The sequence below is a fragment of the Nocardia sp. bgisy134 genome (genome assembly GCF_965341865.1).
Classification (GTDB): domain Bacteria; phylum Actinomycetota; class Actinomycetes; order Mycobacteriales; family Mycobacteriaceae; genus Nocardia.
This window is the reverse complement of sequence record NZ_CBDQZP010000002.1, coordinates 1-18,635: the sequence shown is the minus strand read 5'-3', so window position 1 is coordinate 18,635 and position 18,635 is coordinate 1. Positions and strand designations below refer to the sequence as shown.

17 protein-coding genes and 1 tRNA gene are annotated in these 18,635 nt (G+C 68.7%); 7 read left to right on the top strand and 11 right to left on the bottom strand.

Features of this window, described 5'->3' with window-relative positions:
• Positions 1 to 102 precede the first annotated feature (102 nt).
• Both ACRWNM_RS04100 and ACRWNM_RS04095 read right to left on the bottom strand, forming a co-directional pair.
• Positions 103 to 2,247, bottom strand: a complete 2,145-nt coding sequence (locus tag ACRWNM_RS04100) for a S9 family peptidase (protein WP_431963646.1) — start codon at positions 2,245 to 2,247, stop codon at positions 103 to 105.
• Positions 2,248 to 2,257: 10 nt separating this feature from the next.
• Positions 2,258 to 2,665, bottom strand: coding sequence for a MerR family transcriptional regulator (locus ACRWNM_RS04095; RefSeq protein WP_431963644.1), 408 nt, complete (start codon positions 2,663 to 2,665; stop codon positions 2,258 to 2,260).
• Between the two features lie 63 nt (positions 2,666 to 2,728).
• Here ACRWNM_RS04095 and ACRWNM_RS04090 point away from each other — a divergent pair, with 63 nt between their 5' ends.
• Positions 2,729 to 3,817 carry an alkene reductase gene (locus ACRWNM_RS04090; protein ID WP_431963642.1) on the top strand — a complete coding sequence of 363 codons (1,089 nt, stop codon included), beginning with the start codon at positions 2,729 to 2,731 and terminating at the stop codon, positions 3,815 to 3,817.
• A gap of 47 nt (positions 3,818 to 3,864) precedes the next feature.
• Here ACRWNM_RS04090 and ACRWNM_RS04085 read toward each other — a convergent pair whose 3' ends face one another.
• From ACRWNM_RS04085 to ACRWNM_RS04065, 5 genes are all read right to left on the bottom strand, one after another.
• A complete protein-coding gene (locus tag ACRWNM_RS04085) occupies positions 3,865 to 4,824 on the bottom strand; it encodes an alpha/beta hydrolase (protein ID WP_431963640.1) in 960 nt (319 codons plus the stop codon).
• 136 nt (positions 4,825 to 4,960) lie between these two features.
• Positions 4,961 to 5,404 (bottom strand): HIT family protein, encoded by a 444-nt coding sequence (locus ACRWNM_RS04080; protein ID WP_431963638.1) that lies wholly within the window; start codon positions 5,402 to 5,404, stop codon positions 4,961 to 4,963.
• A gap of 63 nt (positions 5,405 to 5,467) precedes the next feature.
• Positions 5,468 to 6,889 (bottom strand): adenylosuccinate lyase, encoded by a 1,422-nt coding sequence (purB, locus tag ACRWNM_RS04075; protein ID WP_431963636.1) that lies wholly within the window; start codon positions 6,887 to 6,889, stop codon positions 5,468 to 5,470.
• A gap of 6 nt (positions 6,890 to 6,895) precedes the next feature.
• Positions 6,896 to 7,534, bottom strand: coding sequence for a TetR/AcrR family transcriptional regulator (locus tag ACRWNM_RS04070; RefSeq protein ID WP_431963634.1), 639 nt, complete (start codon positions 7,532 to 7,534; stop codon positions 6,896 to 6,898).
• A 129-nt stretch (positions 7,535 to 7,663) separates the two neighbouring features.
• Complete coding sequence (locus ACRWNM_RS04065) at positions 7,664 to 8,833, bottom strand: pyridoxal phosphate-dependent aminotransferase (protein ID WP_431963632.1); 1,170 nt, start codon at positions 8,831 to 8,833, stop codon at positions 7,664 to 7,666.
• Between the two features lie 128 nt (positions 8,834 to 8,961).
• Here ACRWNM_RS04065 and ACRWNM_RS04060 point away from each other — a divergent pair, with 128 nt between their 5' ends.
• Positions 8,962 to 9,915, top strand: coding sequence for a M23 family metallopeptidase (locus ACRWNM_RS04060; protein WP_431963630.1), 954 nt, complete (start codon positions 8,962 to 8,964; stop codon positions 9,913 to 9,915).
• A 52-nt stretch (positions 9,916 to 9,967) separates the two neighbouring features.
• On the opposite strand, the gene purD is transcribed toward ACRWNM_RS04060, so the two are convergent.
• Positions 9,968 to 11,245, bottom strand: coding sequence for a phosphoribosylamine--glycine ligase (purD, locus tag ACRWNM_RS04055; RefSeq protein WP_431963628.1), 1,278 nt, complete (start codon positions 11,243 to 11,245; stop codon positions 9,968 to 9,970).
• 224 nt (positions 11,246 to 11,469) lie between these two features.
• On the opposite strand from purD, the gene ACRWNM_RS04050 reads away from it, so the two are divergent.
• The 3 genes from ACRWNM_RS04050 (at position 11,470) to ACRWNM_RS04040 (ending at position 14,695) form a co-directional block, all read left to right on the top strand.
• Positions 11,470 to 11,847 (top strand): PH domain-containing protein, encoded by a 378-nt coding sequence (locus tag ACRWNM_RS04050; protein WP_068055805.1) that lies wholly within the window; start codon positions 11,470 to 11,472, stop codon positions 11,845 to 11,847.
• A gap of 31 nt (positions 11,848 to 11,878) precedes the next feature.
• Positions 11,879 to 12,304, top strand: a complete 426-nt coding sequence (locus ACRWNM_RS04045) for an HIT family protein (protein WP_431963625.1) — start codon at positions 11,879 to 11,881, stop codon at positions 12,302 to 12,304.
• Between the two features lie 639 nt (positions 12,305 to 12,943).
• Positions 12,944 to 14,695 carry a glycoside hydrolase domain-containing protein gene (locus ACRWNM_RS04040; protein WP_431963623.1) on the top strand — a complete coding sequence of 584 codons (1,752 nt, stop codon included), beginning with the start codon at positions 12,944 to 12,946 and terminating at the stop codon, positions 14,693 to 14,695.
• A gap of 145 nt (positions 14,696 to 14,840) precedes the next feature.
• Here ACRWNM_RS04040 and ACRWNM_RS04035 read toward each other — a convergent pair.
• The 3 genes from ACRWNM_RS04035 to ACRWNM_RS04025 all read right to left on the bottom strand — a co-directional run bounded on the left by ACRWNM_RS04035 (position 14,841) and on the right by ACRWNM_RS04025 (position 16,249).
• Positions 14,841 to 14,912 (bottom strand) — tRNA-Thr (locus tag ACRWNM_RS04035).
• Between the two features lie 110 nt (positions 14,913 to 15,022).
• Complete coding sequence (locus ACRWNM_RS04030; protein WP_011207082.1) at positions 15,023 to 15,265, bottom strand: MbtH family protein; 243 nt, start codon at positions 15,263 to 15,265, stop codon at positions 15,023 to 15,025.
• A gap of 150 nt (positions 15,266 to 15,415) precedes the next feature.
• Positions 15,416 to 16,249, bottom strand: coding sequence for an alpha/beta fold hydrolase (locus ACRWNM_RS04025; protein ID WP_431963621.1), 834 nt, complete (start codon positions 16,247 to 16,249; stop codon positions 15,416 to 15,418).
• A 183-nt stretch (positions 16,250 to 16,432) separates the two neighbouring features.
• On the opposite strand from ACRWNM_RS04025, the gene ACRWNM_RS04020 reads away from it, so the two are divergent.
• Positions 16,433 to 16,624 (top strand): hypothetical protein, encoded by a 192-nt coding sequence (locus ACRWNM_RS04020; RefSeq protein WP_431964552.1) that lies wholly within the window; start codon positions 16,433 to 16,435, stop codon positions 16,622 to 16,624.
• Positions 16,625 to 16,875: 251 nt separating this feature from the next.
• Complete coding sequence (locus ACRWNM_RS04015) at positions 16,876 to 18,381, top strand: alpha,alpha-trehalose-phosphate synthase (UDP-forming) (RefSeq protein ID WP_431964505.1); 1,506 nt, start codon at positions 16,876 to 16,878, stop codon at positions 18,379 to 18,381.
• Positions 18,382 to 18,635: the final 254 nt, after the last annotated feature.

Here is an 18,635-nt window from a genome sequence, read left to right as displayed (position 1 = left end):
GACGCAAGTGTCATCGACGTGCAGCGAGCGTGACCGCAGAACGAACACTCACCGCATTCGCGGCCGGCGGCCAGCCGAGATCGGGAGGCCGCCGGAACGGTCCTATGCCAGCCCGACCGTGTCGAGCACCCAGGCGTGCTCGAAGGCCACTTCCTTCCACTTCTCGTAGCGGCCGCTGACGCCGCCGTGGCCTGCGCTCATCTCGGTCTTGAGCAGCAGCGGCGCGTCACCGGTCTTGGTCGCGCGCAGCTTGGCCACCCACTTGGCGGGCTCGACATAGAGCACCCTGGTGTCGTTCAGGCTCGTGACGGCCAGGATCGCCGGGTAGTCCTTGGCCTCGACGTTCTCGTACGGCGAGTAGGACTTCATGTACTCGTAGACGTCCTTGTCCGCCAACGGATTACCCCACTCGTCCCACTCGATGACGGTGAGCGGCAGCGAGGGATCGAGGATCGAGGTCAGCGGGTCGACGAAGGGCACGTTCGCGAGAACACCACGGAACAGCTCCGGCGCCAGGTTCGCCACGGCGCCTACCAGCAGCCCACCCGCGCTGCCACCGTCGGCGACCATCCGATCGGCGGTGGTCACCCCGGTGTCGATCAGCTGCCGAGCGCAGGCCACGAAGTCGGTGAAGGTGTTCTTCTTGGTGAGCGTCTTGCCGTTCTCGTACCAGAGCCTGCCCATCTCGCCGCCGCCGCGCACGTGCGCGACCGCGAACACCATGCCGCGGTCGAGCAGCGACAACCGCGCCACCGAGAAGGACGGATCCATGCTCGCCTCGTAGGACCCGTAGCCGTAGAGCAGCAGCGGCTTCGGCTCGCCCTCGGCCACCGCGCCCTTCTTCCACACCAGCGAGATCGGGACCCGGGTGCCGTCCGCGGCGACCGCCCAATCCCGGCGCTGCTCGTAGTCGTTCGCGTCGTAGCCGCCGAGCACCGGCTGCTCCTTGCGCAGCAGCAACGCGCCGGTGGCAGGCACGTAGTCGAACACCTGCATCGGGGTGATGAACGAGGTCAGACCGATGCGCAGGGTCGGCTGGGCCCATTCCGGGTTGGCGCCCGCGCCGACCGCGAAGAGCTCCAGATCGAATTCGAGTTCGCGCCGCTCGCCGTAGCCGGACGCGGTGAGCGGCCATACCGCCACCCTGGTCAGGGCCTCGCGCCGGTAGCTCAGCACCAGGTGATCGGCGAAAGCGTCGACGTCCTCGAGCCGCACGTCGTCGCGGTGGCCGATGAGCAGCGTCAGGTTCGACGGGTCGTCGACCGGCGCCTCGGCGAGCACGAAGTTCTCCGCCTTGACGCCGTCCACGACGTCGTTGTGCAGGATCAGGAAGCGGTCCTCGCCGCCGATCACGACGTGCTCGGCCGAGTACTCGACGCCCTCGCGCCGCGGCATGACGATCCGGAATTCGCCCTCGGGGTTGTCGGATTCGAGCACCCAACCCTCGGTGGTGATCTTGGAGCCGACCCAGATCATCAGGTACTTCTCCGAGCGGGTCGAGCCGATGCTCACCCAGTAGCGCTCGTCGGGCTCGTGGAAGACCTTCACGTCGGTATCGGTCGCCGCGCCGAGCCGGTGCCGCCACACGGTGTCGGGCCGCCAGGACTCGTCCACCGTCTGATAGAAGACGTGGCTGCCGTCCAGCGACCAGGTCGCGCCCGGCGCGGTGCCCACGATCTCGTCGGCCAGCGACTCACCGCTGCGCAGGTCCTGGAATCGCAGGGTGTAGCGCTCGTCGCCGACAGTGTCGACCGAATAGGCGAGCAGGTGACCGTCGTGGCTCACCGAGAACGCGCCGAGGGCGAAGTAGGCGTGGCCCGCGGCCAGCTCGTTGCTGTCCAGCAGCACCTGTTCGCCGGGGATCTCGCTGTCGGCCTCGAGCCGCGGCGGGGTCCAGGCGTCGATGCCCTCGGCCTGCTCGTCGATCGGGCAGCGGCAGTGTACGCCGTACTGTTTGCCCTCGTAGCTGCGCGAGTAGTACCAGAACTCGCCCATCCTGGTCGGCACCGAGAGGTCGGTCTCCTGGGTGCGCGATTTGATCTCCTCGAAGATCTTCTCGCGCAGGCCCTGCAGGTGGGCGGTCTGCGCCTCGGTGTAGGCGTTCTCCGCCTGGAGGTGGGAGATGACCTCGGGATCCTCCTTGTCCCGCAGCCACTCGTACTCGTCGACGAAGACGTCGCCGTGATGCACCCGCTCGGCAGGCACCGTCTTGGCGATCGGCGCCGCCACCACACTTTCGACAGACATGGGATCCACCCTACTTGCGGGTCGTCGAATCCTCGGCGCGATGGAACTCCGGCGGCGGCGCCTCACCACCCGCGGCCCGGAGGACGCCGTCGAGCACCTCGCAGGTGCTGTGCAGGTCCCGCAGCGCCCGGTCGATCCTGGCTCGCTCCTCGGTCAGCTTCTGCACCAGGAACGGGGTGGCCGCGGCGCTCGGCGTGCCGTCCGTGTCGTGGATGCACGGGAGCAGTTCGGCGATGGTGTCGCTGGTCAGCCCGGCCGCGAACATCTCCTGAATCCGGTTGACCCGGTCCACGGCGGCCTCCGGGTATTCGCGCTGCCCGCCGGAGCTGCGCGCCGCGGCGAGCATGCCCTTGTCCTCGTAGTACCGCAGCGACCGGACGCTGACGCCGGTCCGCTCGGCCAGTTCCCCGATGCGCATCCTCGACTCCTCGCACCAACTGCTCTTGACCTGACATTGATGTCAGGTCCTAGCGTACGCGTCATGCAGCTTCTGACGCCCTACCGCAACCACGAACTGGCCCTGCCGAACCGGATCGTCATGTCACCGATGACCCGGTTGCGCTCGCTGCCGGACGGCTCCCCCACCTCCGATGTCGTCGACTACTACGCGCAGCGCGCCGCCGCCGGATTGATCGTCACCGAGGGAATCTGGCCGCATTCGACCGGCCAGAGCGAGGCGTGGGCGCCCGGCTTGGAGACCGAAGCCCACGTCGACGCCTGGCGCCGGGTCACCGCCGCCGTGCACGCCAACGGCGGACGGATCTTCGCCCAGCTGATGCACGGCGGCCGCAAGAACCATCCGCGCGGCCGCATCGACGGATCATGGCCCGCGGGCCCCTCCGCGGTGATCGATCCGGATCGCGTGCACCTGATCGAGGGCGGCAAGGCCGATCCGATCACGCCGGGTGTCTTGAGCCGGGACGACATCACCGCGATCATCGGCCAGTACGCCGCGTCCGCCCGCAATGCCGTGGCCGCGGGCTTCGACGGCGTCGAAATCCACGGCGCCAACAGCTATCTGGTGCACCAGTTCCTCGCCGACAACACCAACCTGCGCACGGACGAATACGGCGGTTCGAACGTCAACCGGATGCGGGCGCCGCTGGCCATCGTGGACGCGGTGGCCGAGGCGATCGGATCGCGCCGCACCGCGATCCGGCTCTCGCCCGGCAACCCGCAATTCGACATGCGCGAAGACGATCCGGCGTCCCTGTACCGAAAGCTGGTGGACGAGTTGGATTCTCGCGAGCTGGCCTACCTGCATCTCATCGACAACGACGACTATCCCGCGCTCGCCGATCTGCGACCGCGCTGGCGTGGCACGCTGATCGCGAACATCGGCGAGAACCGCGAGCCGACCGCCGCCGAAGGCGCGGAAGCGGTGCTGCGGGACGGCGTCGCCGATCTCGTCTCCTTCGGGCGGGCTTTCATCGCCAATCCCGATCTGGTGGAACGGATCACGCGCGGCCTGCCGCTGGCTTCGGTTCGCGAGGAAGGGTTGTACGGGCGAGATGCGAAGGGCTACACCGACTATCCCGCGTGGTCGGAGAGCGAACTGTCCCGGCTGTGATCGCGCGACGCCCGGCGCGATCGGATTCGCGCCGGGCGGTTGCCGGATCAGGCGCCGATGGCCGAGGCCAGGGTGGGCCAGGAGGCGTGCAGCGTGTCCTGCCAGTAGGACCAGGAGTGGGTGCCGACCGGGCTGTAGTCGATGCGCGCCGGAATGGCCATGCCGCGCAGCCGCCGCTCGAAGGTGATCACGCAGGTGTTGATGCCGACCTCGACCGGACCGCCGAGGAAGATGTTCTCGGCCAGCTGCGGCTTGAACTCGGCCTCGTGCGGGCCAGGCACGCCGGTGCCCGTGGACAGGTAGATCGTCTTGCCGCGCAAGCGATCCGCCATCAGCGAGGGATCGTGCTCGGCCCAGGCCGGGCTGCCCGGCGCGCCCCACATGTTGACCGGGTTGCCGCCGCGGTTGGCGATGGAGAACATCACTCCGCCGGTGGCGAGTCCGGTGTCGGGGCAGGCGCTGTAGCCCGCGATCGCGCGATACAGGTGCGGGTGGCGGGCGGCCAGGATGAAGGCCGCGCTGCCGCCCATCGAGAGGCCGCCGATCGCGTTCACGCCGTTGCCGTCGAAGGTCTCCTCGATCAACGGCGGCAGTTCCTGGGTGAGGAAGGTCTCCCACTTGTAGCGGCCGAAGCGCGGGTCGTCCCGCTGCCAGTCCGTGTAGTAGCTGGCCTGGCCGCCGACGGGCAGCACCACGTTGACGTTCTTGCCGCGGAAGAACGCCTCGGCGTCGGTCGCGTTGGTCCAGGTGCTCTGGCCGACGCCGGGGTCGAGGCCGTCCAGCAGGTAGTAGGCGGGCCTGGAGCCGCCGTCCGCCGGGTGCAGCACGTCGACCTGGACCGTTCGGCCCATCGCGGGGGAATCGATGAACACCGAGGAGCGGGTCGGGCCCAGCTCGGAGATTCGCACGATCCGAGCGGCCGAGGCGGACGCGGGTTCGACCGCCCATGGCCCGAGCATCGCGATCGCGCAGGAGAGCACTGCAACAGCAACTTTGGTACGCCGCATGTCCCGCCCTCCAACACTGCACGACAATGGCATCCAACGTAACCCACTCCATGGAGTTGCGGGAGGGATTCGAGATCTTGGCGCTATCGCAGCAAACTGCCCAGTACGTAAGGGCTTTCACGTCCCGCTCGAGCGTTCACCGGCCCCCTGCGGGCTCCGTCCGCGCCAGCGCCCCGCGAATGGATCCGGCCAGATAGTCCAGGTCAGCGCGGTGCGGACTGGTCGGCCGCCCGCGCAATCCGAAGCCGTCGCCCGGGATGCGCGGGATGACGTGCAGGTGCACGTGGAACACCTCCTGCCCCGCCGTCACGCCGTCCGCGAGAAAGAAGTTGACCCCGTCACACCCCACTTCACTCTCCCGCAAAGCCCCCGCCAGCCGCTGCCCCACCTGAAACAGCTTCCCGCCGACCACCGGATCCAACTCCGCGAGACTCCGCGCCGCCACCCGCGGCACCACCAACAAATGCCCCGGCGTCATCGGCCGAATATCCATGAACGCGACCACGTCGTCGTCCTCGTACACCTTGGAAGCAGGCGCCCGCCCGGCAATGATGTCAGCGAAAATCGTGTACGGATCCACACCGCACCCTAACCGCCACAGCCGAAGCGAAGGGACGGTGGCAGCCGGGTTTCGCGTGTGCGGCTAGAGGATCGGGGATGGGGTGTAGCGGGCGGCTTCGGGGTAGGCGTCGACCAGTTTTTGGACCTGGGCGACCACGTCGGCGGCCTGGGCGCCTGCGGCGCCGATGAAGGCGGACTTGTCGGCGAGGGCGGCGTCGAGGGCCGGGCGGTCGAGGGGGAGGCGGTGGTCGGCGGCGAGGCGGTCCAGCAGGTCGGGCTCGCGGCCCTGTTCGCGCATGGCGAGGGCGACGGCGACGGCGTGCTCCTTGATGACCTCGTGCGCGGTCTCCCGTCCGACGCCCGCGCGGACCGCGGCCATCAGGATGCGGGTGGTGGCGAGGAACGGCAGGTAGCGGTCGAGCTCGCGGGCGATCACGGCCGGGTAGGCGCCGAACTCGGCGAGCACGGTGAGGAAGGTCTCCATCATGCCGTCGATGGCGAAGAACGCGTCCGGCAGCGCGACGCGGCGCACCACGGAACAGAACACGTCGCCCTCGTTCCACTGCGCGCCCGCGAGTTCGGCGGCCATCGAGGCATAGCCGCGCAGCACCACCTGCAGGCCGTTGACCCGCTCGCACGAGCGCGTGTTCATCTTGTGCGGCATGGCCGAGCTGCCCACCTGCCCGGGCTGGAAGCCCTCGGTGACCAGCTCGTGGCCCGCCATCAGCCGGATGGTGTGCGCGAACGACGACGGGCCCGCACCCACCTGCACCAGCGCGGAGAGCACGTCGTGGTCGAGCGAGCGCGGGTAGACCTGGCCCACGCTGGTGAACACGGTCGCGAATCCGAGGTGCCTCGCCACCTGCTGCTCCAGCGTGGCCAGCTTGGCCGGGTCGCCGTCGAGCAGGTCGAGCATGTCCTGCGCGGTGCCCATCGGGCCCTTGATACCGCGCAGCGGATAACGGTCGATGAGCTCGCGCAGCCGGGTCAGCGCGATCAGCAGTTCGTCGGCGGCCGAGGCGAAGCGCTTGCCGAGGGTGGTGGCCTGCGCCGCCACGTTGTGCGAGCGGCCCGCCATGACCACGGTTTGGTACTCGGCCGCGCGCTCGGCCAGCCGCGCCGCGATCGCCACGCCGTGCGCGTGCACGTGCTCGAGCGAGAGCCGGATCTGCAGCTGCTCGACGTTTTCGGTGAGGTCGCGGCTGGTCATGCCCTTGTGCACGTGTTCGTGCCCGGCCAGCGCGTTGAACTCCTCGATACGCGCCTTCACGTCGTGCCGGGTGACCCGCTCGCGCTCGGCGATAGACGCGAGGTCGACGCGGTCGATCACTCGCTCGTAGTCGGCGATCACGCCGGCCGGGATGTCGATGCCGAGCTCCGACTGTGCCCGCAGCACCTCCAGCCACAGCCGCCGTTCCAGCACGATCTTGTGCTCGGGCGACCACAGGTGCACCAGTTCGGGGCTGGCGTAACGGGTGGCGAGGACATTCGGGACGAGACTCACGTCTGGTCAGTCTAGTGCTCGGAACCTGTCCACTTGCTGCGGCGTCGCCGGGGCGACGATATCGATCACCTCGAGCAGCGCGCCGCGCGCCATTCGCCGGGGTTCCGGGTTGCTTTCGCTGAGTGCCGCGACCACCGCGCCGTCGACCACCGCGATCAGCCTGCGCAGCTGTTCGTGCCGCACCAACCGGTCCGAACGCCGCAGTACGTCGGAGAGCAGCTCGTCGAGCTGGGCCCGTAGCCGTAGCTGGACCTCACGTAGCTCGGGATGCCGCGCCGAGGCCACCGAACGCTCGTAGCGGGCGATCAGCTGGCCGCGCGCTCCCTCGTCCTGCCCGTCGGCGCCGACCAGTAGGTCGAGCACCAAGTCGACGGTCGCCTCGGCTCCGCGGCGGCGGTGACTCACCTCGCCGACCCTGCGGCGCATCGCGTCCAGCTCCGCGTTCCCGCTGAACTCGACCGCGCGGGCGATCAGGTCCTCCAGGGATTCGAAGTAGTACGTGGTCGACGCGAGCGGTAGGTCCGCGCGCGTGGCAACCGAGCGATGCCGCACTGCATCGAATCCGCCTTCGAGTAACAACTCGGCGGCGGCCGCTACCAGGGCCTGGCGACGCCGTTCGCCTTTCGGGGTCGTCGCGGTTATCACCGTGCCATCGTGCCAGTCGTCATCAGTTCATCCGTGCGAAATCGATTGTCGAAACCCAGCCAACGTTGTTTTACCTCATCTGGGCGTTTCCGGTGCCGAACTGTGGAAACTTGTTGTCGGACATAAGGATCAGGCGCGCAGATAGTACCCGAGCCGGAGCAGCGCCGCCTCGATGTCCGCGGTAGCACCCGCGAACGAGAAGCGAACGGTGCGGCGCCCGGCCACGGTATCGAAGTCGATGCCGGGCGCCAGCGCGACCCCGGTGTGCTCGAGCACCTCGGCACACCACACGCGCGAATCGTCGGTGAGATGGCCGATGTCGGCGTAAGCGTAGAAGGCGCCGTCCGCGGGCGCGAGATCGGTGATCCCGAGTTTCGGCAGCCCGTCGAGCAGCAGCCGCCGGTTGACCGCGTAACGCCGGACGTGTCCGTCGAGCTCCGTCTTGGCCTCGGCCCCGAAGGCGTGCAGCGCCGCGTACTGGGAGACCGCGGGCGGGCACACCGTCATATTGGAGGCCAGCCGTTGCAGCGCGGGTCGCAGCCTGCTCGGCGCGAGCATCCAGCCGAGCCGCCAGCCGGTCATGGAGAAGTACTTGGAAACCGAGCCGATAACCACGGATTCGCGGGAGGTCTCCCACGCGGAGGAGGTCTGTGCGTCCGAGCCTGTGCTCTCGTAGGTGATGCCGTGGTAGATCTCGTCGGAGATCAGCAGTGTCCCGTGCGCGTCGCACCACCGGGCCAGCGCGGCGAGTTCGGCCGGGGCGATCATGGTTCCGGTCGGATTGGCCGGGCTGGCGACCACGAGTCCCGCGGGCGGTTCGGGCAACGCGTCGAGCATGGCCACGGTCGGCTGGAACCGAGTTTCGGGGCCGCAGTCCAGTTCGACCACCCGGCAGCCGAGCGCGGTGAGGGTGTTGCGGTAGGCCGGATAGCCGGGCCGCGCCACCACCACGGTGTCCCCCGCGTCGAAGGCGGCCAGGAAGATGAGGGTGAACGCGCCGGACGAGCCGGTCGTCACCACTACCTCGTCGGGGTCGACGTGGTAGCCGTAGGTGTCCCTGTGGTGCTCGGCGATCGCCTCGCGCAGCTGAAGGATGCCGAAAGTCTCTGTGTAGCCGAGCAATTCGGCGTCGATCGCGGCTTTGGTCGCGCGCAGCACCGGAGCAGGGGCGGGCGTCGACGGCTGGCCGGCCGCGAGCACCAGCACGTCGCCGTGGGTTCGGGCGCGCTCCGCGGCGGCTTTCCAGACATCCATCACGTAGAAAGGTGGAATGGTCGACCGGCGAGATTCTCCAGACACCCGACAGACGGTAGACCCTCGCACACGACGCCATGTCGGCAACGCTCGGCTTTCGCCGGAGAGCTTTCCCGGCCGACATCTACCCGCATCCGCCCGTTCGTTCCGCGCGCACCACTAAGGTCGGCGTAATGCTTGAAAAGGCTCGCCGCGCGGGGCTCGATCGGGTACGCGGAGTGGGTGGCATCGGCGTCATTCCGCCCGATTGGCGTGCCGAAAAGCGGGAGCGGTCCGGCCCACGTGAGCTGCTGCGGCGTGCCCGCACCGAGTTCGACGGACTACGCCGCCGTCCCCGCCCCGATCTGCGCGAACTCTGGACCGAGCAGAAACGGCAGGACTATCGAGCCCTGTTGCGCAAGCACCGGGTGCTGATCGCCGGGCTGATCGCGACCCTGCTCCTTGCGGGCGCCGACACGCCTTTCGACTGGGGCGTCAGTGAACGCACCCCCGGCCCGAACGAGGCGATGCGCGTCTTCTTCGCCCACCCGCAGGAGATGCAGTCGACCCCGCCCTCGGTGCGCCGCTACCTCAACGCCATCGCCAACGGTGAGCGCCGCCGCGAGCAGGCCGTGGTCGCGGCGGCGGCGCGGGCGACACTGGAACGCGCGAAGGCCGAGGCCGCCGCGGCCGCCGCGGGCGAATGGCAGCCGTGGATGGGCGGCACCGCGCCGCTGCCGCCCGGCTCGATCCTGCCCGGAATCGGCGGCTTCGTGCTGCCGACCCGGGGCACGTTCACCTCCGGATTCGGTTCTCGCTGGGGCACTTTCCACAACGGCATCGATATCGCGGCCCCCATCGGCACCCCGATCTACGCGGTCGCCAACGGCACCGTGATCGACGCGGGCCCCGCCCAGGGCTTCGGCCTGTGGGTGCGCATCCGCCACGACGACGGATCCATCACCGTCTACGGGCACATGTACGACTTCTTCGTCTCCGTCGGCGAGCGCGTGCCCGCGGGCATGCAGATCGCCCGCATGGGCAACCGCGGCGATTCCACCGGCCCGCACCTGCACTTCGAGGTGATCGTCGGCGGACAGCACGTCGACCCGCGCGCCTGGCTGGCCCTGCACGGGCTCAGCTTCTGACCCCACAGACCATGTCGCCGCACAGCGTCACGGTCTTTGTGCGGAAAGGGGGCTACCGGGTGGGGAGGGCGATGCGGTTCTCGACGGCGGCGAGGCCGATGTCGGTGCGGTAGTGGCTGCCGGGGAGTTTGATCGAGGCGATGCGGTCGTAGGCCTTGGTGCGGGCCTCGGAGAGGTCGCCGCCGACGCCGACGACGCTCAGCACCCGGCCGCCCGCGGAGACCAGCGCGCCGTCTTCACGCAGCGCGGTGCCCGCGTGCAGCACGGCGGCGTCGTCCTGCGCGGCCTCGCCGGTGCCGGTGATCACGTCGCCGAGACGCGGACGGCCCGGGTAGTTCTCGGCGGCGATCACGACGGTGACGGCCGAGCCGTCTCGCCAGCGCGGCGCCGCGACCTCGGCGAGAGTGCCGGTCGCGGTGGCGTTCAGCAGTTCGCCGAGCGGGCTCTCCAGCAGGGCGAGCACCGCCTGGGTCTCGGGATCGCCGAAGCGGCAATTGAATTCGACCACCGCGGGCCCGGCGGCGCCGATCGCGAGCCCGGCGTAGAGGAGGCCGGAGAACGGGCAGCCGCGGCGCACCATCTCGGCGGCGACCGGCTTCACCACGTCCTCGACGATCGCGGTGAGAGTTTCCTCCGGCAGCCACGGCAGCGGCGTGTACGCGCCCATGCCGCCGGTGTTGGGGCCGGTGTCGCCGTCGCCGACGCGCTTGTGATCCTGCGCGGGCAGCAGCGGCACCACCGTCTCGCCGTCGACCAGGCAGAACAGCGAGACCTCCGGGCCGTCGAGGAACGACTCCAGCAGCACCGGGTGGCCCTGCTCGAGCAGTTCGGCCCCGTGATCGCGGGCCGCGAGGCGGTCGGCAGTGACCACGACGCCCTTGCCCGCGGCGAGGCCGTCGTCCTTCACGACCCAGGTGGGGCCGAAACGATCGAGCGCGGCGTCCAGCTCGGCGGGGTTGTCGACGACCTCGCTGTGCGCGGTGCGCACCCCGGCCGCCGCCATCACGTCCTTGGCGAAAGCCTTCGAGCCCTCGATCCTGGCGGCCGCGCCCGACGGGCCGAAACAGGCGATACCCGCGGCGCGCACCGCGTCGGCGACGCCGAGCACCAGCGGCACCTCGGGCCCGATGATCACCAGGTCAGCGGACAGTTCGGTGGCCAGCGCGACGACGGCCTCGGCCGAGGACGGGTCCACCGGACGCACCTGCGCGTGCTGCGCGATGCCCGCGTTGCCCGGCGCGGCGTAGAGCGCGGTCACCGCGGGGTCGCGGCGCAGGCTGAGGACGAGGGCATGTTCACGGGCTCCGGAACCGATGACGAGTACGCGCACGGGCAACAGCTTAGGTGAAGCGACTATCGGCCTCGCCGGGCATCGGCCTTCTGGACGTCCCGCGTTCGGCGGCCGTTCGCCCACCGTTCGACCACCGATAGCCGACCGATCGCGAATTCGATTGCCGCCTTTCATCCGTCGCGGCCGCGGCCCGTGGATCATGGTGGGGAGGGTTCGGACGATCCGCCGGACCGTCTCCCGCCACCGCGAAGGACGTGCAGATCATGGGTCTGATCGACGGACTGATGGGCAACGCCGGGCGCATCGATCCCGGCCAGGCGCAGCAGGAGTACGCGAAGCTGCTCGGCAACGGCGAGCAGATCTATTCCGCCTACCTCCTGGTGCGCGACGCCATCCTCTTCACCAACCGCCGCCTGATCCTGGTGGACAAGCAGGGCCTGTCCGGCAGGAAGGTGAGTTATCACAGCATCCCCTACCGCTCGATCACGCATTTCGCGGTGGAGACGGCGGGCACCTTCGATCTGGACGCCGAGCTCGTCATCTGGATCGCGGGCACGCACGAGCCGCTGCAGAAGCGGTTCAACCGGCAGGTCGACATCTACGAGGTACAGGGCCTGCTCTCGCACTTCGTGGCGGTGTAGCGCGCGGCCGTCCGCGGACTACGCTGCGGATATGGCTTCCGTCTTCAGTGCGATCATCGCCGGTCAGATCCCTGGTCGATTCGTCTGGGAGGACGACGAATTCGTCGCCTTCCTGACCATCGCGCCGGTCACCCAGGGGCACACGCTCGTGGTGCCGCGCAAGGAAATCGACCAGTGGCAGGACATCGATGCCGACACCTTCGCGCGCCTCAACGGCGTCGCGCAGCAGATCGGCAGGGCCGTGCGGGCCGCGTTCGACGCGCCGCGCGCCGGTCTGCTCATCGCCGGGCTCGAGGTGCCGCACCTGCACGTGCACGTCTTCCCTGCCTACAGCCTCGGAAACTTCGACATCTCCGGCGCCGACCCGAACCCCTCGCCCGAGTCGCTGGACGAGGCGCAGGCCAAGATCAAGCAGGCGCTGCGGGATCTCGGCCACGGCGCCAACGTGCCGGACTGAGCGAGTCGCGCGACGCGTTCCCCAAAGCCGAAGGGCGCTCGGTGGCGAACCGAGCGCCCTTTTCCGTTCGGCCGACCCGACCTGGATCGCACCGGCTTTCATGACTGTTCGATGAACGCTCTTGTCCAGCGCGCGCGCTGCTCTACACTTTTATCAGTTAGCGGTGCCGTTGCACGAAGACGGCTTTCAGACGTTGCAGCTCCGCACGAAACGAGTGGTGTCATGGTTGATAGCCACGTTCAGTTCCCTTCTCCGGCAACAGTATCGAAGAACCGAGCGCCGTCGTCGAAGGACTCAGCGCCGTTGCCGAAGGACCCAGCGCCGCTGCGGAGACCTCTGCTCCCCGATCATCCGGATTGCCTCGCCGCCGACCGACTACCCGCCGTCGGCGAAGCGCGCACTGCCTGACGGTGCTCGGCCCGGCGGACCGCATGTCGACCGGATCGACGTGAACGCCGGTGGCACTCAGGCATACCGCGCCGTTCGAAGTTCTCGACGGCGACGCCGTCACCTTCCTGCGGAATTTCGGCCGCGATATCTCGATGTGGCCGACCCTCAGGCTCTTCGGCGTCGTCGGCCCGAGCTCGGCCGTGAGTAACGGCCGGGGGAATCGGCACCAACGAAAACGAAGGGGCAACGATGGTCACAGCAGTGGATTACGCGGGGCGGCAGATCGATCCGCGAGCCATCCGGGACGCCGGGCACATCGCGGTGCTCGCCTACGTCTCGACGTCGCGGCCTGGCTCGAACTTCGGGGCCAAGCCGCTCACGCGCGAATACGCCGACCGCATTCGCGCCGCCGGTCTGGACATCGTCTCGATCTGGCAGTACGGCAAAACCGGCAACGCGAGCGCTCCTTCGGATTACACCCTCGGCTACGAGGGCGGCGCCCGGATGGGACAGGAGGCGAAGCAACGCCATTTCGCGGCGGGCGGGCCCGGCTACTGCCCGATCTACTTCGCCGTCGACGAGGACATCGACGAGGACACCTGGAACACCAAGGCCGTGCATTTCTTCCGCGGCGTGAACAACGCGATCGGCCAGGAGTGGACCGGCGTCTACGGCCACGACGAGGTGTGCCTGTGGGCCATCCGCGACGGCGTCGTCGGCCGGTCGACCACGCCGGGCCGGCACTGGGCCTGGCAGACCAAGGCGTGGTCGGAAGGCGATATCGCCGAAGGCATTTCGCTGTATCAGCGCATCGTCGACACCCCGACGAACCCCGGCCCGATCATCGACGGCTCGTCCGTCGACGTGAACGACGTCTACGCCGCGGACTACGGGCAGTGGTCGCTCGACCGCGCGCCGCGGCCCGTGACCCAACCCGAGTACATCGAGCTCGACCGCATGGGCAATTCACGCAGCAGCCGCCACGGCGCGCGCGTCACCAACTTCCTGCTGCACACGCAGGAGGGCAACGGCACCGCCGAGTCGCTGGCGAACTATCTGAACAATCCCGCGAACAGCGTCTCCTACCACTACACGCTGCGCGACGGGATCATCTGCGACGTGGTCGATACCGACTACGCCAGCTGGAGCGTCCTCGACGCCAACCCCTTCACCATCAATCTGTGCTTCGCCGGGTCCCGCGCCGGATGGAGCCGCGCGCAGTGGCTGGAGCGCGAGGACGATGTCCGGATCGCGGCCTGGCTCGCGGTCCAGGACGCGCGCAAGTACGGCTTCGAGCCGGTCGTCATCCCGCCGCCGTACTGGCGCGGGGAGGGCATCTCGGACCACAAGTACGTCACCGAGGAGCTGGGGATCGGCACGCACACCGATGTCGGCTACAACTTCATCTGGGATCGGCTGGAGACGTTCGTCAACGAGTACGCGGGCGGCGGGCCGCCGCCCGGGCAGGGCAACGCCATCGACGACGCCGCCGCGGCCGCGCCGTGGCTCGGCCGCAGGATCACCGTGGGCGAGATCGCGACTCCGGACGGCGTCGGCCGCCGGGCAGAGTTCGAGAACGGTCAGGTGTACTGGCATCCGGACACCGGCGCGCACGCCATTTCCACGGAGCTGTACGTCAAGTTCGCCGAACTCGGCTGGGAGGGAGGCCCGCTCGGCTGGCCGATCACCGACCGGACCGTGCTGACCGCCGCGGACGGCGTGCGTCTCGGCGAGGTGCAGGGTTTCCAGGGCGGCGCGCTGTACCTGCGCTACGGAGCGGGCCGTCCGCCGGTGTGGGTGCACGGCGCGATCCGCGATCGGTGGAATCGATCCGGTTTCGAGAACGGCGATCTCGGCTGGCCCGTCGCCGACGAGCAGGAATTCGACGGCGGCGCGTATCAACGCTTCGAGCACGGGACCATCTACTGGCCCGGGCGCAGGAGCACGCTCGCGCTGCTCCACAACGATGGTCCCGATACGCCCATCGCGGACCGCGACTGAGTGGCAGAGCGAACGAGCCCCCTGTCAGGATTGAACTGACGACCTTTCGCTTACAAAAACGGCAGAGCCTCTACCACTGAGCTCAGCCGCGAAGCGGCTGCAAAAGGGCGCCCGGCTCCAAGAACCGAGCGCCCTCTCACGAACGAGCCCCCTGTCAGGATTGAACTGACGACCTTTCGCTTACAAGGCGAGTGCTCTACCACTGAGCTAAGGAGGCGAGAAGCGGACCAATCATAGCCGGGCCTGCCCGCCGCGTGACACCGGCTTTACGGTGCCACGCGGTGGCGGCTCAGCGAGAGTCCCCGGCGCAGTATCGAATACCGCGGTTCAGGACTGGGCGCCCTGTCGGGCCGCGTCGTCGGCGGCCATCGCGTCACGCAGACTCTTCGGACGCATGTCGGTCCAGTTCTTCTCGACGTACTCGACGCAGGCAGCGCGGCTGTCCTCACCGAAGACGACGCGCCAACCGGCCGGAACCTCGGCGAAGGCGGGCCACAGGGAATGCTGTTCCTCGTCGTTGACCAGGACGAAGAAGCGGCCGTCTTCGTCATCGAAGGGGTTGGTGCTCAATTTCACCTCACTGGATACTGGCGCTATGTACGGGATCGGCTGCAGGGTCTGTCCGGCGCGGCGCCCGTGCGAATCACGGGCCGTCCGCCGGAAGACTCCCGAGCGTTGTGTCGACCCTAGCAAGGGAGACGTTACGCGTAGGCGGTTACCTCAGGCGGCGAAGAAATCCAGGAGGAACTTGTTGACCGCCTCCGGGCGCTCCAGGTAGCCGAAATGTCCGGCGTCGGGGATCTCCTGGTAGCCGGCGCCGGGGATGGCCTCGGCCACCTCCCTGGTGAGGTGCGGGGGGATCATCCGGTCATCGGCGAATCCGACGGCGAGGCAGGGCACCGAGATCGCACGGTAGGCCTGAACACGGTCGAAATCGTGGTCCATCTTGCGCTGCGCGCGGATGCCGGGGGTGACCGGACCGCCGGTGAATTCGAACAGGTCGAGCCAGTCGCGCGCGGCGTTGGTTTCGGCCATGGTGGCGGGCGACAGGTTCATCACCGCGGTCACCGCGGCCTCGTACTTCGGCGGTAGCTTGACCCCGCTCGCGTCCAGTTCGTGCTCGCCGAGCGAAAGCGTCTTCTGGAACTGGTCGAGCCGGCCGTGCCCGGCCATGAACACGGCCTTGCGCACCAGGTCGGGCCTGGCCAGCGCTAGCTCCTGGGCCACACGCGCGCCCATCGAGGTGCCGACCACCAGCGCGGGTCCCTCGTCGAGCAGTTCGATGAGCCCGGCGGTGTCGGCGACCAGGTCATCGATGGTCATGCCGGAGGGCGCCTCGAAGGAGGGCGCGATGCCGCGGTTGTCGAAGGTGCAGACCCGGTATCCGGCGGCGAGCAGCGCAGGCACCTGGTGCAGCTCCCATACCCGGCCGGGGCTCCCGGTGCCCATGATCATCACGACGAGCGGCCCGCCGCCCTTGACGTCGGTGCCCTTCGACCGGTCGCCCTTGACCTGGTAATTGAGGGAGATTCCGTTCACCGTCGCCAGCGGCATTGTCGACCCTTTCGTGGAGTTGATGCTGCGCCACCACGGTATAGGCACCGGAGTGCGGGTGCACCAGGCACTCTGGATTCGCGGGATACTGGTGCGGCGGCGCCGATTCGATACCGTGAACTGGCTCCGAGGCCTTGGGGGCAAGGGCGTCGCTTAACATTGACTATTCACACGCACGAGCGTATGAGCCGGGAGGACGAGAAGATGGCCGCGAAGGGCAGCGCGAACGATATCGCGGACGACGAACTGGAACCACTTGCCGACGAGACCGCGCGTCAGGCGCAGCGGGTCGTCGCGGCCTACGCCGAGGACGCCGACGAGTGCCGGATGCTGCTGTCGATGCTCGGCATCGGCCCGAACAACCGCGGCGAGTAACACCCGACCACTCGCTCGACGACAACGGCGCCGTCGACTCGACAGACAAACTCCAACGCCGAATCAGCGACGCGTGACCGAGGCGAGCGACGGGCCAGGCGACAGCAACCCCGCGTGACCGCGAAGGACACCGCGAGCGCCGCCAACCAAATAAGGATGCGTGAGTGGACCAGATGACCGAACAGCCGTCCGAGGACTCCCAGCACGCCCGGTCCGAACTACCCGAATCCGATCCACCGGAGCCCGGCGCCTTGCGCGCCGGATCGATCGCTCCGGAAGGCGCGGGTTCGGGTTTCGTCGTTGTGGCCAACCGACTGCCTGTCGACCTGGAGAAACTCCCCGACGGCAGCACCCGCTGGAAGCGCAGCCCCGGCGGCCTGGTGACCGCTTTGGAGCCGGTGTTGCGCAGCAACAAGGGCGCGTGGGTCGGCTGGGCGGGCGTGCCCGACGTCGACGTCGATCCGATCATCGAGGACGGCCTCGAGCTGCATCCGGTCCCGTTGTCGGCGCAGGAGGTCATCGATTACTACGAGGGCTTCTCCAACGGCACGCTGTGGCCGCTGTATCACGACGTGATCGTCCGGCCGATCTACGACCGCAGGTGGTGGTCCGCCTACGTCAACGTGAACCGCCGGTTCGCCGAGGAGACCGCGAAGGTGGCCGCCGAGGGCGCGACGGTGTGGGTGCAGGACTATCAGCTGCAGCTGGTGCCCAAGATGCTGCGCATGCTGCGGCCGGATCTGACCATCGGCTTCTTCCTGCACATCCCGTTCCCGCCGGTCGAGCTGTTCATGCAGATGCCGTGGCGGACCGAGATCATCGAGGGCTTGCTCGGCGCCGATCTGATCGGTTTCCACCTGCCCGGCGGCGCGCAGAACTTCCTGTACCTGGCGCGGCGACTGGCCGGACAGCCGACCTCGCGCGGCACCGTGGGCGTGCGTTCCAAGCTCGGCGTGGTGCAGGTGGGTTTCCGCACCGTGCGGGCCGGCGCGTTCCCGATCTCGATCGCCTCGGCCGAGCTGGACGAGCACTCGCGGCGTCGCTCGATCCGGGAGCGGGCGGCCAAGATCCGCGCCGAGCTGGGCAACCCGAAGAACATCCTGCTCGGCGTCGACCGGCTCGACTACACCAAGGGCATCGACATCCGGCTCAACGCGCTGGAGGAGCTGCTGATCGACGGCCGCGTCGACCCTTCCGAGACCGTCATGGTGCAGCTGGCCACCCCGAGCCGCGAGCGCGTCGAGAGCTACATCCAGATGCGCGGCGACATCGAGCGCCAGGTCGGCCGGATCAACGGCGAGTTCGCCCAGGTCGGCCACCCGGTGGTGCACTACCTGCACCGCCCCATCCCGCGCGACGAGCTGATCGCCTTCTTCGTCGCCGCCGACGTCATGCTGGTGACCCCGCTGCGCGACGGCATGAACCTGGTGGCCAAGGAGTACGTCGCCTGTCACAGCGGCCTCAACGGAGCCCTGGTGCTCAGCGAGTTCACCGGCGCCGCCGCCGAGCTCCGCCAGGCATACCTGTGCAACCCGCACGACCTGGACAGCGTGAAGGACGCTATCGTCTCCGCCCTGGAAGACAACCGCGACACCAAACGCCGCCGCATGCGCTCCCTGCGCCGCCAGGTCCTCGCCCACGACGTGGACCGCTGGGCCCGCGCCTTCCTGGAAGCTCTGGCCCAAGACCAAGTCGCGGGCAGCGCCCTGCTCACCGACGAAGATGTCTACCCGGAATCGGAAGCCCCCAGCCGCTGACTCCGAGCGCGTTTGCCCCCGGGCACGGCAAACCCCAGCGCAAACGCACCGTCCCCACCTGCAACCACCCGGGGGCGAGTCTTAGGAGCCCGTTCGTGCCCCGTCCCGTCTCGCCTCCGATCACCCCCGCCACAGCCACAAGGATCCACTCACTCACCACCCGCCCCGCAGCCGCAAGACCCGCCCACCCGGAACCTCCAAACAACCGAACGCACCATCCCCACCCTCCCAACCACCCCTAGGGCGAGTCTTAC

Coding starts and splice junctions, on each gene's coding strand:
- ACRWNM_RS04100 (WP_431963646.1), bottom strand. CDS start 2,247: ATGTCTGTCGAAAGTGTGGTGGCGGCGCCGATCGCCAAGACGGTGCCT.
- ACRWNM_RS04095 (WP_431963644.1), bottom strand. CDS start 2,665: ATGCGCATCGGGGAACTGGCCGAGCGGACCGGCGTCAGCGTCCGGTCG.
- ACRWNM_RS04090 (WP_431963642.1), top strand. CDS start 2,729: ATGCAGCTTCTGACGCCCTACCGCAACCACGAACTGGCCCTGCCGAAC.
- ACRWNM_RS04085 (WP_431963640.1), bottom strand. CDS start 4,824: ATGCGGCGTACCAAAGTTGCTGTTGCAGTGCTCTCCTGCGCGATCGCG.
- ACRWNM_RS04060 (WP_431963630.1), top strand. CDS start 8,962: ATGCTTGAAAAGGCTCGCCGCGCGGGGCTCGATCGGGTACGCGGAGTG.
- ACRWNM_RS04050 (WP_068055805.1), top strand. CDS start 11,470: ATGGGTCTGATCGACGGACTGATGGGCAACGCCGGGCGCATCGATCCC.
- ACRWNM_RS04045 (WP_431963625.1), top strand. CDS start 11,879: ATGGCTTCCGTCTTCAGTGCGATCATCGCCGGTCAGATCCCTGGTCGA.
- ACRWNM_RS04040 (WP_431963623.1), top strand. CDS start 12,944: ATGGTCACAGCAGTGGATTACGCGGGGCGGCAGATCGATCCGCGAGCC.
- ACRWNM_RS04025 (WP_431963621.1), bottom strand. CDS start 16,249: ATGCCGCTGGCGACGGTGAACGGAATCTCCCTCAATTACCAGGTCAAG.
- ACRWNM_RS04020 (WP_431964552.1), top strand. CDS start 16,433: ATGAGCCGGGAGGACGAGAAGATGGCCGCGAAGGGCAGCGCGAACGAT.